A 14,896-nucleotide genomic window follows, 5' to 3' on the forward strand; every position below is an offset into this window, starting at 1 on the left:
GGATCTGAGGCAGGCAGACGTGAAAGGGGCGACCGGAGGTTCTCCGGCCGCCCCTTTCACGCATCAGGCTTCACGCCTTACTTGTCGCCCTTGCGCTCGCCCAGGACAACCTCCGTGGTGGCCTGCTTGCCGTCACGCGTGTAGGTGACCTTGACCTTGTCGCCGGGGCGGTGCGTCCAGATCTCGCTGATCAGCGTGGGGCCGCTGTCGACCGCCGTGTCGTCGATCTTGGTGATCACGTCGCCCGGCTTCAGACCCGCCTTGTCGGCCGGGCCGCCGGGGGTGACGGCCGGCGAGCCGCCGTCGCCCGACGGGGAGATCTTGGCGCCCGAGCCGACCTCCTTCATGTTCACTATCGCGGAGATGACCGGGTAGACCGGCTTCCCCGTCTTGATCAGCTCGTCGGCGACGTTCTTCGCCTGGTTGATCGGGATCGCGAAGCCCAGACCGATGCTGCCGGCCTGCTGCTGGGCGCCACCGAGCCCGCCGCCGTTGTTCGCGGACTGGATGGCGGAGTTGATGCCGATGACGGCGCCCTGGGCGTTCAGCAGCGGGCCGCCGGAGTTGCCCGGGTTGATCGACGCGTCGGTCTGGAGCGCGCTCATGAACGAGGCGTTGCCCGCGCCCCCGCCGTCGCTGGAAGCCACCGGGCGCTTCTTGGCGCTGACGATGCCCGTGGTGACCGTGCCCGACAGGCCGAAGGGCGCGCCGATCGCGATCGTGGCGTCACCCACGGCCGTGCGGTCGGAGTTGCCGAGCGGGATCGGGTTCAGGGTGGCGCCGGAAGGGTTCTTCAGCTTGATGACGGCGACGTCGTAGCCCTGCGCGCGGCCCACCACCTCGGCGTCGTACTGCTTGCCGTTGGAGAACGTCGCCGTGAGCTTGCCGCCGCCCTGGGCCGCGGAGGCGACCACGTGGTTGTTGGTGAGGATGTGGCCCTGCTTGTCGTAGACGAAGCCGGTGCCCGTGCCGCCCTCACCCCCGCCGCTCTGGGCCTCGATCGTGACGACGCTCGGCAGCGCCTTGTTCGCGATGTCCGAGACGGAACCGGGGGCGCGGCTCTCCAGCTTCGGGTCGCCGGACGAGGAGACGGTCGTCGAGCTGTCGCCGTCGGCGCGGTGCGCCGTCCAGTAGCCGATGCCGCCGCCGACACCGCCCGCGACCAGGGCCGCGACGAGGACGGCCGCGACGAGGCCGCCGCCGCGCTTGCGGGCCGGGGGCTGCGGGAGGGTGGGGGCGCCCCAGGGGCCGGCCGGACCGGCGGGGGCGCCGGGGCCGCCCGGGTAGACGGGGCCGGCGCCGGGGGCTCCGCCGTAGGGCTGGTGCTGGGGATCCGGGGTGGCCGCGCCGTACCAGGCGCCCTGCGGGGGCTGGGGCTGCTGGGACTGCTGCTGCATTCCGGGCTGGGCGTACGGGGACTGCGGGGGCTGTGCGGCCTGGGGGGGCTGTGCTGCCTGCGGGGCGGGGGCCGTGACCGGCAGCTGCGCCGTCGCGTCAGCCGGGGGCTGGGAGGGCTGCTGGGGCTGTGCGGCCTGCGGGGCCTGAGCGGGCTCCGGGGCATGGGCGGGCTCCGAAGCCTGAGCGGCCTGTGGGGCATGGGCAGGCTCCGGGGCATGGGCAGGCTCCGGAGTGGCCGTCTGCTGGGGCTGCTGTGCCCGCTGGGGGGCCTCCTCCGCCGTGGGAGCGGGAGCCGCAGACGGCTCCGCGGCCGGCGCCGCGTCCACCGGCTCCGGCGGAGCGCTCGGCACCGGCGGCGCGGCGGGAACGGGGCGCTCCGACTCGGCGGCCGCAGACGGAACGGCGGCGCCCTCGTTCTCGGTGCTCACAGCTCTCTCCTCATCACGTGCACCACCAGGTGCACATCAGTCTCGTCGCGACGTCGGGCCACGCCTGCGTGCTCGCGCCTCGCACACGTCTTACGTGTACATGTCCTACGCGCCCACGTCATGGATGGTTCCGTCGCCAGCTTTTCCCATGTCACGTCAGACCACCGTAAGCGGAGGCTGTGCCCTGCCGCCCCGGCCCGGGCCCCCGGGGAACGTCCACGATGAATCCATCACATCCATAGCAAAGAGGACCGCATGCGTGACGGTGCCGGGCGGTGGCACCATAACGCGGTGACCTATGCGCACTCGGCCCGGGACATCGCCCCCGGGGCCCACCCGCTGTCCGTCGTCGCCCACCGCGGAGCCTCCGAGGACGCCCCCGAACACACGCTGACCGCCTACCGCAAGGCCATCGAGGACGGCGCCGACGCCCTGGAGTGCGACGTACGCCTCACGGCCGACGGCCACCTCGTGTGCGTCCACGACCGCCGCGTCAACCGCACGTCCAACGGCCGAGGCGCCGTCTCCTCGCTCGAACTGGCCGACCTCGCCGCCCTCGACTTCGGCTCCTGGAAGGGCGAGGCGACCGACCGGGAGGCCCCCGACCTCGACGCCACCGCCGTCCTCACCCTGGAACGGCTCCTGGAGCTCGTCGCCGACGCCGGGCGCCGCGTGGAGCTGGCCATCGAGACCAAGCACCCGACCCGCTGGGCGGGGCAGGTCGAGGACCGACTGCTCACGCTGCTCGACCGCTTCGGCCTCACCAAGCCGCCCACGGGCGAGCCCCCGGCCGTGCGCGTCATGAGCTTCTCCGCCCGCTCCCTGCACCGCGTCCAGGCGGGGGCGCCCGCCGTCCCCACCGTCTACCTGATGCAGTTCCTCTCACCGAGGCACCGGGACGGCCGGCTGCCCGCGGGCGTGGGGATCGCCGGGCCGAGCATCCGGATCATCAGGAAGGACCCCGGCTACGTGGAGCGGCTGCACCGCGCCGGGAACCAGGTGCACGTCTGGACGGTGAACGATCCGGCCGACGTCGAATTGTGCGCGCGGGCCGGCGTGGACGCGGTGATCACAAACCGGCCCAAGCAGGTGCTTTCCCAACTCGGTCGGCGGTAGCGCCATTACATGGAGTGCACCGGCGCGTTCGGTGTGTGTTCGACTGGTCCGAGTGCCTCGCCGTCTCGCGGATGGCCGGTTTCCGGTCCAGGCCATTGGGGCATCCATCCCCTGACGTGGGGCAAAGGAGGTCTCGGGGGTGGCGTTGGTGGTGGCACAGGAGGTGCCCACGTCGTCGATCATGGCCGTACCCCATGGTCCGAGCGCGGTGGGCCAGGCAAGACACCGGATGCGTGAGGATCTGCGCATCAGCGGGGTATCGGATTCAGTCATCGACGACGCCGTACTGATTCTTTCGGAGCTGCTCAGCAACGCGTACCGGCACGGACGCCCGCTGAGCCCGGAGAACGGCGACAGAGACGCGGAAAAGGACGGGGGGATACGTGTCGCTTGGAGAGTGGACAAACACGGTCGGCTCACGGTCGAGGTCACGGACGGCGGAGGCCCCACCCGGCCCCTTCCGGCCACTCCCTCGGTGACCGCGCGCGGCGGCCGCGGCCTGAACATCATCAACGCCCTCTCCCAGGACTGGGGCGTCCGGGATGCCCGCGGCGAAGTGACCGTATGGGCCGTACTCTCGGCGCGGGGCGGCTTCGCCACGCGGATGGATCTCGTTCCCGACATGGCGTTCATCGATATCGACGAGCTGGCATGACGGGGGCGCGACGCGCGTAGACCACGGGCGTGCGAGCCCGGCGCGTCCGTCACCTGGCGCATCTGTCACCCGGCACGGCCGGTGGGCCCCAGCCCGAGGCGCGCCCCGCGCGCGACGACGGGCCGGCACCCCCGCCATCGGCCTTTCCGGCGTTCAGCCTTCCCGGCCTTGGCCTTCCCGGTGTTCCCGCTGATCACTGCCTTGAGCGGCGGTGGCCTCCGGCCGGGCGTGACAACTACCGCCCAACCGGGCGCACCCGACGCGAGACGGTCAGCGACCCCGACCCCGACCCCGGCCCGGCCCTTCAAGCCCTGGCCACGGCACAGGCTCCCGCCGACCCGGCGGACCGAGGTCACCGGCGATGTCAGCCCGCCGCGCCCGCGACTGCCGACGGATCCAACGGCCGCCCTGACGCACGGCAGCGGCCCCGCACCACCGCCGACGCCGCCCGGCACGCGGCGAGCCACGTCGGCCCGATCCGCGAGGTGTTGCGCGTCGGCGCCCCCCACGCCGACAGGCAGCAACGCTTCGCCGCCGGGCCTGCGCGGCCAGCGCCAAGGCCGCCCCGCCGAGAGCCCCGACCCCCGCAGCCCCCACCCCGCCACCACGCCGGCAAACAGCACGGCCTCCTAGCGCCGTCACCGTCGCGAACCGCAACCCGGTCCCGGCGGCCGCCGCAACCCCCGCCACACCCCTACCCCGCGCCCCCACGCCCCCGCCCCCCGTGACCGCTAGGCTCGCGCAGGCATCAGCCCATACGCATCTGTACCTGCACCGACCGGGAGACACGCACGCCATGGCCAAGAAGCGCCGCCCCCAGACCAAGGCCGCCACGCCCAAGGCCGTCGACGGGGCCGTTCCCGTCGTCGGTGCACGGGAGCCCTGCCCCTGTGGTTCGGGGCGGCGGTACAAGGCGTGCCACGGGCGCGAAGCCGCGCACAGCGCCGTCGAGCTCGTGCAGCGGCCGTTCGAGGGGCTGCCCGGTGAGGCCGACTGGGTCGCGCTGCGCGAGCTCGTCCCCGCCGCGACCGTCGAGCTGACGCTCAAGGGCGGGCTGCCCGACGGCGTGCCGTCCGTGACGCTGGCCACCGTGCTGCCCATGGCCTGGCCCGCGCTGCGCCGCGACAACGGCGCCGTGCTGCTGGGCCTGCAGAACGACACCGCGTCCGGCGACCTCAGCCGCGACCTCGCCGACACCCTCCGGCGTGCCCTGGCGGCCGAGCCCGGCAGCCCGGTCACCGCCGGGCGCGCCGACGCCGACGGGCCGCGCCTGCAGGACCTGCTCGACCCCGCGAGCCCCTTCGAGCCGGCCGTGCACACCGGATTCGAGTTCTGGGTCGAGAACGCCGACAGCGCCACCGGGGAGGTCGCCGCCTCGCTGGATCGAGCCAACGCCGCCGCGATCCCGACCGTCCGGCTCTCCGGCGTGGACGCCGCCTACTGGTGCGAGACGCCGGAGAAGAACCACCTCCGCTGGGTCATGCTGCACCCGGAGGAGAAGCTTCTGGACGCCCTCGCCCGGCTGCACGTCACCGGTGAGACCTCGCTCGGCGAGGGGACGCGCCTCGTCGGCTCGTTCCGCGCGCACGGTCTGACCGTGCCCGTCTGGGACCTCCCGAGCGCGATGCGCGCGGAGGACGTCGAGAAGCCGGCCGCCGCGTTCGCGGAGCGGCTGGCCGCGGCCCTCGCGAACGAGACACCCCTGACGGCGGAGGAGCGGCGCGCCCGCGGCGGCCTCACCAGCCGTCAGGTCACCTTGAACTGAAGCCCGATCGGCCCGCACGGCAGGCGAGAACGGCAGCGAAGTGCCGACCGGACGACGCGGACCGGACATGAATTCGGCAGAAAGCTGACACGGAACCGGCAGGAAGCCTGCCGGATCCCCCGTTGGCCGGGCACGCAACCGGTCGGAGCCGCTGATTCCGGGGGTGGAGCGGGCGTCAATTACGTGACTCCTGTCACAACTCCCGCTGTCAGCCCGGAAATACGCGTCCGGAAATCCGCGATCGAATTTGCGAACGGCCGATCTCTTGTTACCGTTCTAGGAGCCCGGTCGCTGGTGCATCCCCCGTCGCCAGCGACCGGGCGCTTCCATGCCCGGACCCGTACGGCCGATCCCCCGGCCCCCGGTCCGCGGGCGGCGCCTAATCGGCCCGGTCCCCCGGTGAGTTGCTCCCGGACCTGAGCAGCAGATCCCCTTCGGGCGACGCGATCTCCGCGACCGCCGTGTACGCCTCCTGGCCGCCCTCACCAACCGGCGCACGCCCTTGGGCACGCTCCCGGCCGTGCTCCGGCGCACGGGTCGTCCGCTCGCGCGGGGTCTCGCACCCGCCGGGCTCGTCGGAGGCGTCCGTCCGGCAGTGCACCTCGACCGTCCGCCCGTCGGGGCCCATCAGGGTCAGCACGGCCGTCACAGGGCCGCCCGTGGCGTTGCGGTAGTACGTCCGGGCCCAGGTGTCGGTGCCCTGCTCCAGGACGCACGTCTGGGCCTCCACGCCCTCGGGCGAGGTCAGTTCGGGGCCGCACCGCACGGAGCGGCGGGGTCCGGGGTCCGCGGCGCGGGCCGGCGAGGGCGAGGCGCCCGGCTCGTCGGGGAGCGCCGCGGCGGCCCCCGGCCGCTCGCCGACCGCCCCGCGGGGCTTCCCCTGGGCCTTTTCCGGCCGCATCAGCCCGGTGGGACCCGCCGTGGCCACCGCCAGCGGCAGCACGATGGCGAGAGCCACCGCGCTCGCGAGCGCGACCATCCTGAGATTCGCCGCGCGCTGCTGCGCCGCACTCGGCACACCGGACGCACGCTTCATGACGCACGCTTCATGGGGACCACCTGCACTCGCCGCGAAAGCCGGACCGCGGGGACGGCCAAAGGGACACCCGCCGACACCCCGCAGAAACCGGCGGCGCCCGGCACGGAATCCGGCACAGGCCCGCAGCCGAACATAGCGGGCGGAACCCCTCCCGCACGGCGGCCGCGCGGCCGTTTCCCGCAGTTCCCGGAGCGGCTACACCCGTACGAGTGAGAGCGCGTGCGTCTCCCGTCCGTACGCGCTCTCTCGTCCCCGCACAGGCTCCCCCCTGAAGGGGTCGCCGCTCCTCCTGCGGTCCCGGACCTCGCCGGGAACCTCCCGAGGCCCCCAGGGGCCCCTGCGGCCGCTCTGCCGCGTCAGTACGCGAGCTTGCTGCCGCCCCCCGGCGTGCCCGCGCTCTCCTCGACGAGGACGTCGACGAGCGTGGAGATGTCCGGCAGCCAGGGCGGCGCGGGCTCGGCCGCGCGGGCCCGGAGCGCCCGGACCGTGCGGGCGCTCCCGGCGGCCGGCGCCGGGGCCGGCGGCTGCGGCGCGCGTTCCCAGCGCACCCGGCCGGCCCCCGTGGGCGACGGCGGCAGGGCCACGTAGCCGCCCTCCCCGTGGAAGCGCAGCGAGCCGGGCACCCAGTCCTGGCTGTGGAGCAGCTCGCCGAGGACGGCGAGGGAGTACGGGGCCACCAGCAGGGCCCACCGGGTGGGGGTGGCCACCACGGGACCCAGGCGCACGCCCGCGCGGTCGAAGGACGCCAGGGCGCGTGCGCCGGCCACCGCCGGCAGGCTCACCGCGCACGGCGCACGCCCGCCCGTGGCGAGCACCACCGGGGCGTCGGGGCGCTGGGTCCACCACCACCGGACCATCCGGGCGTCCGTCGTCGCGGCCAGCAGCCCCGGGTCGAAGGGGTGGCCGCCGGGGGCCGCGCAGTCGGGGTGCGGGCAGGCGCAGTCGGGCTCGCGGCCGTCACCGGCCAGCAGCCCCACGCCGGGGACCACGGGCCATTGCCACTCCGTGGCGTAGGCCAGGGCCGCCGTCAGTACTGCGGACCTGCCGCTCCGCCGGAGCGAGAGCTTGCGTCGCCTTCCGAGGATCTCGCGCATGAGCGCTCGTTCCTTTCCGTTAACGCCGAAGTTGGAGCCCTTGCCGGAGACAAGGGTCTTTTCGCACTACAGGGGCAGGGCTGTGCAGGGAACTGCACGGCACTGCGCGGATTGAACGGGACCGAACAGGGCTGAACGGGATGGCACGGGCCGTACGGGCTGAACGGGACTGCTGGACTGCACAGGGCCGAACGGAACTGAACTGCGCATTCCGAATGCATCGCGCCGGGCTGCGCCTTCACTCCATGGCACTACGACCCTGCGTGGCACGCCGCACAACACGCCGTGGCTCTTATGAAGCCGGCACACCACGTGGTTCCAATGTCACTGCATGTACAACGCAGCGCATCACGCCACGGGCCGAGCGTGAAACATGGCGGGGGGTGGCGCGCGTATGGCGCTTTGTGCCGAACCTGAACGCCCCTCGCCCTGCGGCACGGGTCGCCCCACGCCCTCGGGGGATGGGCGCGGCTGTTGCCGGTGTAAGACGCTCGGGCCCTCCACCGGGTTCCGGGGCGGCCCCAACTGCCCCTGCCCTTCTCCGAGTACGTACCCACCGAGGTGGATATGACGCGCTGTCGAGCGACGTCAGTCGATCGTGAATCCCGGGCCGCCGGACCATTTTCCGGCCAACTTTGAAACCCCATAGACACCACCAATCCCACCGGTCCAATGCTGGACATCGCCTTACCCAGGCGTGTACATGTGGAGCACTGATAGCGCGCAACACGACAGGGGGTTTGCGATGCTATTGACGAAAAGGCACTGGCTAACCAGCTGGTCAAGAGGGTTCGACAGGGCGCCGAGCGGGCTGCCGAGGACCGCATTCCCCCGCGCCGCCGAGCGGCCCGCCCCGGGCAGCAGGCCATGACTACACCCCATCTGCCGAAAGTGGCCGGAATCAACCCTCCGCTGTCCGCTCCCTCCCACACTCCTCCCCCCGCCTCCGCCGAGGACGAAGCCGCCTCCCCCACCGACTCCGCCGGATCCCCCGGCACCGGCGAATGCGCCGGTCCCGCCGGACCTGGTGATTCCGCCCGCTCCCCGCACGGCCCCGGGGGCGCGTCCCCCGCGGGATCCCCCGGAGGGGCGGGGCCGTCCAGCTCCGCCTCCTGCCCCGCGACCGCCGGGCCATGCGGGGCACCCGCCCCGGCCCGCAGCCCCCGCCCCGCGCCCCACGCCGTCGTGCAGGACCACCTCGCGGGCTGGATCTGCGACCTCACCGCGCTCCAGGAGCTGACCGAGCGCCTCGCCCGCACCGACACCCTGGACAGCGCCCTGCGCGAGCTGCTGCGCGCCGGAGCGGCCCTCGTCGGCGCCCGCCGCGGCCTCGTCACCCTCCAGCCCGCCCACGGCCCCGGCCGCGACCGCCGCACCACCGTCGGGCTCGGCCTCGGCCAGGCCGACCTCGGCCACCTGGAGACCATCCCGCACGGGCCGCTCCCGGCCGGCACCACCGGCCCGCCCGCCGCCTACGACGCCTGCGGGCGGCTCTTCGACGACCTGCCCCCCGCGGGCTCCCGCGCCGGCGCCGCCCACCCCGACATCGCCGCCGACGAGAACCTCCACCCCCGCCACCGCGAGGTCGCCGCCCGCCTCGGCTACGGCGCGAGCTACGCCGTGCCGCTGGAGTCCGAGGCCGCCGGACGGCTCGGCGCGGCCGTCTGGCTCTACGACGAGCCCGCCGAACCCACCGGCCGCCAGCGGCACCTCGCCGGCCTCTACCGCGACTACGCCACCGAGCACCTCGCCCGTCACCTCGCCCTCGCGGAGGCCCGGGAGACCGCGGCCACCCTCCACGAGGAGCTGCTGCCCAGCCGACTGCCCCGGATCGCGGGGGTCCGGCTGGCCGTCCGGCACCGCACCGGGCCGCGGGGCGGCGGCGACTGGTACGACGCGCTGCCGCTGCCCGAGGGCGCGCTGGGGCTCACCGTGGGCGGAGTCACCGGCTCCGGGCCCGGCGCGGTCGCCGCGACGGGCCGGCTGCGGGCCTCCCTCCGGGCGTACGCCGTCATGGAAGGCGAGGATCCGGTCGCGGTCCTGTCCGACCTCGAACTGCTGCTGCGGCTGACCGAGCCGGCCCGCTCCGCCACCGCGGTCTTCGCCTACTGGGACCCGGCCGAACGGAAGGTCGTCCTGGCGGGCGCGGGGCACTGCCCCCCACTGATCATCGGCGAGCACCGGGTCGCGTACGTGGAGACGTCGCTGTCCGCTCCGCTGGGCATGCTCGCGTGCTGGGAGGCGCCCAGCATCGAGATCGAACCCGCGCCCGGCGAAACGCTCCTGTTCTACAGCGACGGGCTGTTGCACCGCACCGGCGACACCATGGACCGGGCCTTCGCCCGGCTGCACGCCGCGGCGGCGAGCGTCCCCCGGGCCGCCCGGCACGACCCCGACGCCGTCGTGGAGCACATCCTGCGGACCGTGCTGCCGGACGACTCCGAGAGCCCCACCGGCACCGACAGCCCCGAGGACGTCGTCCTGCTCGCCGCCCGCTTCGACTGACCTCCACCGCCACGCCTCCGGTCCTGACCGATCTTGTTTCGGCCCACCTCCTGCGGTCACAGCCTTCTCCCGCACATTTCCTCGCACATACGATGGAAAGCGGCCCCGTCCGAGGAGGAAACAGTGACCGAGCAGCCCGCGCCCGAGAACCCCGAAGGTGACGAGCCGATCAAGCAGCGGAAGAACGGCCTCTACCCGGCCGTCTCCGACGAGCTTGCCGCCAGCATGAAGTCGGGCTGGGCCGACACCGAGCTGCGCGACCTGCAGCCCATCGCCCAGGCCGCCGAGACCGCCCGCCGCCGCGCCGACCTCTCCGCCCGCTTCCCCGGCGAGCGGCTGGTCGTCCCCGCGGGCAACCTGAAGACGCGCTCGAACGACACCGAGTACGCCTTCCGCGCCTCCACCGAGTACGTCTACCTCACCGGTGACCAGACCCAGGACGGCGTCCTCGTCCTGGAGCCCACCGGGCCCGAGGGCCACGACGCGACGCTGTACCTCCTGCCGCGCTCCAACCGCGAGAACGGCGAGTTCTGGCTCGACGGCATGGGCGAGCTGTGGGTCGGCCGCCGGCACAGCCTCACCGAAGCCGAGCGGCTGTACGGCCTGCCCTGCGCGGACGTGCGCGAGCTCGCCGGCGCCCTGGCCGCGGCCACCGGCCCGGTCCGCGCCGTGCGCGGCCACGACGCCGGCCTGGAGGCGGCCCTGACCGACAAGGTCACTGCCGAGCGCGACGAGGAGCTGCGCGTCTTCATCAGCGAGCAGCGGCTCGTGAAGGACGCGTTCGAGATCGGCGAGCTGCAGAAGGCCGTCGACTCCACCGTCCGCGGCTTCGAAGACGTCGTGAAGGTCCTCGACAAGGCCGAGGCCACCTCGGAGCGCTACATCGAGGGCACGTTCTTCCTGCGTGCCCGCGTCGAGGGCAACGACATCGGCTACGGCTCCATCTGCGCCGCCGGCCCGCACGCCACCACCCTGCACTGGGTGCGCAACGACGGCCCGGTCCGCTCCGGCGAGCTGCTGCTCCTGGACGCCGGCGTGGAGACGCACAGCCTCTACACCGCGGACGTCACCCGCACGCTGCCGATCAACGGCACGTACACCGACCTCCAGCGCAAGATCTACGACGCCGTGTACGAGGCCCAGGAGGCCGGCATCGCGGCCGTCCGGCCCGGCGCCAAGTTCCGGGACTTCCACGACGCCTCGCAGCGCGTCCTCGCCGAGAAGCTCGTCGCGTGGGGCCTGGTCGAGGGCCCGGTCGAGCGCGTCCTGGAGCTCGGCCTCCAGCGCCGCTGGACCCTGCACGGCACCGGCCACATGCTCGGCCTGGACGTGCACGACTGCGCGGTCGCCCGGACGGAGGCGTACGTGGACGGCGTCCTGGAGCCCGGCATGGTGCTGACCGTCGAGCCCGGCCTGTACTTCCAGGCCGACGACACGACCGTGCCCGAGGAGTACCGGGGCATCGGCGTCCGGATCGAGGACGACATCCTCGTCACCGAGGACGGCAACCGGAACCTCTCCGCGGCGCTGCCGCGCACGTCGGCGGACGTCGAGGCGTGGATGGCGGCCCTGAAGGGCTGACGCCCCGCGGTACCCGCGCGCCGGCCGCGTCCCCTTGCCGGGGGCCGCGGCCGGCCGCGTTCCGCGCCTAGCGGGTGGTGTAGCCGCCGTTGACGAAGACGGTCTGGCCGTTGAGCCACCAGCCGTCCGTGAGAAGGAACTTCACGTAGGGCGCGATGTCCTCGATCTTCGTCAGCTCCCCGTTCATGGCCGAGGACTTGTGGTACGCGATCGAGTCGTCGTCCTCGGCCGGGTAGAAGAAGCCGGTGTCCATCGGTCCCGGCGCGATGTTGTTGACGGAGATGCGCCGCCCGAACAGCTCCTTCGACAGGGCCCGGGTGTAGTGCTCGACCGGGGACTTGCTGCCCGCGTACACCGAGTACAGGCCGGTGTAGGCCGCGAGCAGCGAGGTCACGACGGTGATGATCTTCCCGTCGTCCTCCAGCCGCTTCGCGGCCTCGCGCATCATGAAGAACGCCGCCTTGGAGTTGACGGCGAACATCTTGTCGAACTCCTCCTCCGTCACCTCCGTCATCGGCTTCTTGATCACCATGCCGGCGGTGTTGACCATGCAGTCGACCTTGCCGAAAGCGGCCACGGCGACGTCGAAGAGCCCCTCGACCTCCACCACGTTCGTGAGGTCGGCCTCGTGGACGACCGCCTCGCCGCCCGCGGCCTTGACCGCTTCCGCGGTCTGCTGCGCGCCCTCCTTCGACGACGGGCTGTTGAAGTGGACGACGACGTTCGCGCCGTCCGCCGCGACCTGCCGGGCGACGAGGCCGCCGAGGTTCCTGGAGGCGCCTGCGATGACGACGACCTTGTCCTTGAGGGTGTGGGCGGCGGGCGTGGGCATGAGGCTCTCCTGGAGACGGGTGACTGCCGGTATTGCCACGTTATGAGGGCATATCCGGGCGCGCTCGCGGATGAGGCCCACACGGGGGCGGTGCGCGGTGTCGGTGTTGATCCGCGCCGGTCTCCGCGACGGCCCCCGTCCCCGGGGTCCCGGGCGGTAAATCCCGGGCTCCGGCCAGGCCCGGGCGGGGTCTTCGGGGAGTAGGCTGGACATACCGAGAGCACTTCGCACAACGGCTTCCGAGCCGCTGTCGCTCCCGGCGATCCAAGACACCGGGCCCGCGACGCGGGTCCGGGATGGGTTCACCGCCATGCAGACCCTCACCACCGTGGTCGTCCTTCTCGCGCTGGTAGCGCTGGGAGCCCTGGTGATCCACGCGCTCAACGGCCAGCACGACGAACGCATCGCGGCCTTCCACTACAGTCGGTTCCTGCCGGGAGCGCTCGGCCGCAACCACCGGGCCCAGCAGCCCTGGCTGCCCCCGAAAACCCCCGGGCAGACGCCCGCCCCGGCCCACCGCGGCGCCACCCACGGCCACTCGCGCACCAGGCACCGGCCCGTCCGCCTCCACGGCCCCCGGACCTGACCACCCGCACGACCCGCCGCGCCCCTGTCCCCGGTCGGCGACGAGGCCCGGGGCGACCACGCCCCGGGCGGCAACGTATCGGCGACGCCGGGCGGTCCGTCCGCCCGGAGACAGGCTCACGACTGATGACCAGCACCGTTCGGACACCCCCGGTCCGGCTGGCACTCCTGCCGCCCGCGGGCGGCCCCCGCCGGATCGACGGCGTGTGGTGGCCCCGCACCCGCGACCTCGCCGCGGAACTCCCCGCCCTGCTCACCGTGCTGGCGGCCCGCTGGGGCCGGGTCACGCACGTGACCGCGGACAGCGACATGTGGCTCGCGGGCCCGCCCCACCTGCTGCACGACAACAGCACGGTGCGCGTGAACCGCTCCGGCCGGGAAGGCCACCGGCGCACGATCTGCCTGGTCTCCCCCGGCATCGGCCGCTGCGACCTGACGGTCGTGCCACCGGGCACGGCCTGACCCGCTTCCTCCCGGCCTCCGGCTCCGCCGGCCGGCGCTACGACGCCTTGAGCAGCGCGCCCTCTCTCCACTTCAGGACCTTGTCGAAGCTGACCACCGCGCCCTGGCGGCCCGGGCGGTTGCGGACCCGGACGTGGTCGGTCAGGGACTCGATAAGGAAAAGGCCCCGGCCATGTTCCTCATGGTCCGGGGCCGGCGACTGCGGGGCGCGGTGCTGGGGGCGCGCCGGGGAGTGGGGGCGCGGTGAGCGCCGCCGCCGGGGGTCGTGGCGGCGGGGCTGCTCGGGAAAGCCCGGGCCGGAGTCCGTCACCTCGATCCGGCAGGTGTCCCCGTCGATGAACGCCGTGACCAGATAACCCGTCGACCCGTCCCCGCCGTGCTCGACGGCATTGGCGCACGCCTCGCTCAGGGCCACCGACAAGTCATACGAGATGTCCGGGTCGACCCCGGCCGTGTCCATCGTGCCCACCAGCAACCGCCGGGCGAGCGGAACGCTCGCGGCCTCGCGCCGCAATTGGAGTGACCACCAAATGCTCATGCTCAGCCTCCTGGCCGCGGCTCGACATACCGATACGTATAGCCAGCGCCGGTGGCCCGTAAGCGTCCCCCGTGCGGGAGACCGCTCATTCGGACGATGCGACGGATGGGTGCATCGGTGTATGGAGGTATCCGAGCGTGCGCCGGTGCGCCCCCCATGGGCGGAGTTCGGGCGCCCCCTGCCGTAGGGGAGGGGTAAGCCCGGTGGGATGATGGCGCAGCCATGTCTGACCCCGTCGTGCGCGCCGGCGCCGATCTGCGACTGCTCCGGGCCGCGGTGTTCACCGCGGTCTGTGTTCTGCTGTCCGCGGGTGGGCACATGCTGGCCTCGTGCGCGACCGTCCCGCTGTGGACGCTGGGCGCCGGCTTCGCGGTCGTCTTCGCGGTGGCCGCGCCGCTGGCCGGGCGGGAGCGCTCGCTGCCGGGCATCGCGGCCGGGCTGGCCGTCGGGCAGCTCGCGCTGCACGCGCTCTTCGGACTGGGCCAGCTGACCGCCGGGACGGCCACCCGGCAGGCGGGCACCGAAGGACAGGTGATCACCTTCGCCGCCAAGCTGATCTGCAACCAGCCGCACGCCATGTCCGCGGCGCAGGCCCGCCGCGTGATCACGGACGCCGGGCTCGACCCGGCCGTCCACCCCTTGCAGACGGCCGCGCCCACCCCCGCGCCCCCGGCCTCCGGGGGCTTCGCCGCGCTCGCGCACCTCCTGCCGCCCTCGCTGCCGATGCTGCTCGGCCACCTGCTCGCGGCCCTGGCCGCGGGCTGGCTGCTGCGGCGGGGCGAGGCGGCGCTGTGGCGGGCGGCAGGGCTGTCGGAGCGCTCGGCGCGCGGGCTCGCGGAGGTCGCGTCCGTCCGGGCGCTGCGCGCCGCCCTCACCCTCGTCCGGGCCCTCGCCGCCC

General features: G+C 73.6%; 13 protein-coding genes. 8 read left to right on the plus strand and 5 right to left on the minus strand.

Going from position 1 to position 14,896, the window contains the following annotated elements:
- Positions 1 to 77: 77 nt before the first annotated feature.
- Positions 78 to 1,826: a trypsin-like peptidase domain-containing protein gene (locus tag ABZ951_RS20350; RefSeq protein ID WP_361280392.1), complete on the minus strand. Its 1,749-nt coding sequence runs from the start codon at positions 1,824 to 1,826 to the stop codon at positions 78 to 80.
- 255 nt (positions 1,827 to 2,081) lie between these two features.
- Here ABZ951_RS20350 and ABZ951_RS20355 point away from each other — a divergent pair, with 255 nt between their 5' ends.
- The 3 genes from ABZ951_RS20355 (at position 2,082) to ABZ951_RS20365 (ending at position 5,362) form a co-directional block, all read left to right on the plus strand.
- Positions 2,082 to 2,942, plus strand: a complete 861-nt coding sequence (locus ABZ951_RS20355) for a glycerophosphodiester phosphodiesterase (RefSeq protein WP_344096717.1) — start codon at positions 2,082 to 2,084, stop codon at positions 2,940 to 2,942.
- A 181-nt stretch (positions 2,943 to 3,123) separates the two neighbouring features.
- On the plus strand, positions 3,124 to 3,597 hold the full coding sequence (locus ABZ951_RS20360; protein ID WP_344096719.1) for an ATP-binding protein: 474 nt from the start codon (positions 3,124 to 3,126) through the stop codon (positions 3,595 to 3,597).
- Positions 3,598 to 4,393: 796 nt separating this feature from the next.
- On the plus strand, positions 4,394 to 5,362 hold the full coding sequence (locus ABZ951_RS20365) for a DUF5926 family protein (RefSeq protein WP_344098193.1): 969 nt from the start codon (positions 4,394 to 4,396) through the stop codon (positions 5,360 to 5,362).
- A 379-nt stretch (positions 5,363 to 5,741) separates the two neighbouring features.
- On the opposite strand, the gene ABZ951_RS20370 is transcribed toward ABZ951_RS20365, so the two are convergent.
- Positions 5,742 to 6,398 carry a hypothetical protein gene (locus ABZ951_RS20370; RefSeq protein ID WP_361280395.1) on the minus strand — a complete coding sequence of 219 codons (657 nt, stop codon included), beginning with the start codon at positions 6,396 to 6,398 and terminating at the stop codon, positions 5,742 to 5,744.
- A gap of 359 nt (positions 6,399 to 6,757) precedes the next feature.
- Entirely contained in the window at positions 6,758 to 7,495 is a 738-nt protein-coding gene (locus ABZ951_RS20375; protein ID WP_361280397.1) for a bifunctional DNA primase/polymerase, read from the minus strand.
- A gap of 867 nt (positions 7,496 to 8,362) precedes the next feature.
- Here ABZ951_RS20375 and ABZ951_RS20380 point away from each other — a divergent pair.
- Together ABZ951_RS20380 and ABZ951_RS20385 are read left to right on the plus strand one after the other, a co-directional pair.
- Entirely contained in the window at positions 8,363 to 10,000 is a 1,638-nt protein-coding gene (locus ABZ951_RS20380) for a SpoIIE family protein phosphatase (RefSeq protein ID WP_344084766.1), read from the plus strand.
- A gap of 123 nt (positions 10,001 to 10,123) precedes the next feature.
- On the plus strand, positions 10,124 to 11,581 hold the full coding sequence (locus ABZ951_RS20385; protein WP_344084769.1) for an aminopeptidase P family protein: 1,458 nt from the start codon (positions 10,124 to 10,126) through the stop codon (positions 11,579 to 11,581).
- Positions 11,582 to 11,648: 67 nt separating this feature from the next.
- On the opposite strand, the gene ABZ951_RS20390 is transcribed toward ABZ951_RS20385, so the two are convergent.
- Entirely contained in the window at positions 11,649 to 12,413 is a 765-nt protein-coding gene (locus tag ABZ951_RS20390; RefSeq protein WP_344084772.1) for an SDR family oxidoreductase, read from the minus strand.
- A 310-nt stretch (positions 12,414 to 12,723) separates the two neighbouring features.
- On the opposite strand from ABZ951_RS20390, the gene ABZ951_RS20395 reads away from it, so the two are divergent.
- Complete coding sequence (locus ABZ951_RS20395; RefSeq protein WP_344084775.1) at positions 12,724 to 12,999, plus strand: hypothetical protein; 276 nt, start codon at positions 12,724 to 12,726, stop codon at positions 12,997 to 12,999.
- Between the two features lie 125 nt (positions 13,000 to 13,124).
- Entirely contained in the window at positions 13,125 to 13,460 is a 336-nt protein-coding gene (locus ABZ951_RS20400) for a DUF5994 family protein (RefSeq protein ID WP_344084778.1), read from the plus strand.
- 37 nt (positions 13,461 to 13,497) lie between these two features.
- Here the strand turns inward: ABZ951_RS20400 and ABZ951_RS20405 are convergent, their stop codons facing one another.
- Positions 13,498 to 13,998, minus strand: coding sequence for an ATP-binding protein (locus tag ABZ951_RS20405; protein ID WP_344084781.1), 501 nt, complete (start codon positions 13,996 to 13,998; stop codon positions 13,498 to 13,500).
- Between the two features lie 222 nt (positions 13,999 to 14,220).
- On the opposite strand from ABZ951_RS20405, the gene ABZ951_RS20410 reads away from it, so the two are divergent.
- Positions 14,221 to 14,896, plus strand: a 676-nt coding sequence (locus ABZ951_RS20410; protein ID WP_361280400.1) for a hypothetical protein, incomplete at its 3' end; no start/stop codon positions are given.

This window comes from Streptomyces sp. NPDC046215, assembly GCF_040646215.1.
In the GTDB taxonomy this organism is placed as follows: Bacteria; Actinomycetota; Actinomycetes; order Streptomycetales; family Streptomycetaceae; genus Streptomyces; species Streptomyces stramineus.

What these genes read in the sequence shown, in the direction of transcription:
- ABZ951_RS20380 (WP_344084766.1), top strand. Translation starts at nt 8,363, where the DNA reads ATGACTACACCCCATCTGCCGAAAGTGGCCGGAATCAACCCTCCGCTG.
- ABZ951_RS20365 (WP_344098193.1), top strand. Translation starts at nt 4,394, where the DNA reads ATGGCCAAGAAGCGCCGCCCCCAGACCAAGGCCGCCACGCCCAAGGCC.
- ABZ951_RS20400 (WP_344084778.1), top strand. Translation starts at nt 13,125, where the DNA reads ATGACCAGCACCGTTCGGACACCCCCGGTCCGGCTGGCACTCCTGCCG.
- ABZ951_RS20360 (WP_344096719.1), top strand. Translation starts at nt 3,124, where the DNA reads ATGGCCGTACCCCATGGTCCGAGCGCGGTGGGCCAGGCAAGACACCGG.
- ABZ951_RS20405 (WP_344084781.1), bottom strand. Translation starts at nt 13,998, where the DNA reads ATGAGCATTTGGTGGTCACTCCAATTGCGGCGCGAGGCCGCGAGCGTT.
- ABZ951_RS20390 (WP_344084772.1), bottom strand. Translation starts at nt 12,413, where the DNA reads ATGCCCACGCCCGCCGCCCACACCCTCAAGGACAAGGTCGTCGTCATC.
- ABZ951_RS20370 (WP_361280395.1), bottom strand. Translation starts at nt 6,398, where the DNA reads ATGAAGCGTGCGTCCGGTGTGCCGAGTGCGGCGCAGCAGCGCGCGGCG.
- ABZ951_RS20375 (WP_361280397.1), bottom strand. Translation starts at nt 7,495, where the DNA reads ATGCGCGAGATCCTCGGAAGGCGACGCAAGCTCTCGCTCCGGCGGAGC.
- ABZ951_RS20395 (WP_344084775.1), top strand. Translation starts at nt 12,724, where the DNA reads ATGCAGACCCTCACCACCGTGGTCGTCCTTCTCGCGCTGGTAGCGCTG.
- ABZ951_RS20355 (WP_344096717.1), top strand. Translation starts at nt 2,082, where the DNA reads ATGCGTGACGGTGCCGGGCGGTGGCACCATAACGCGGTGACCTATGCG.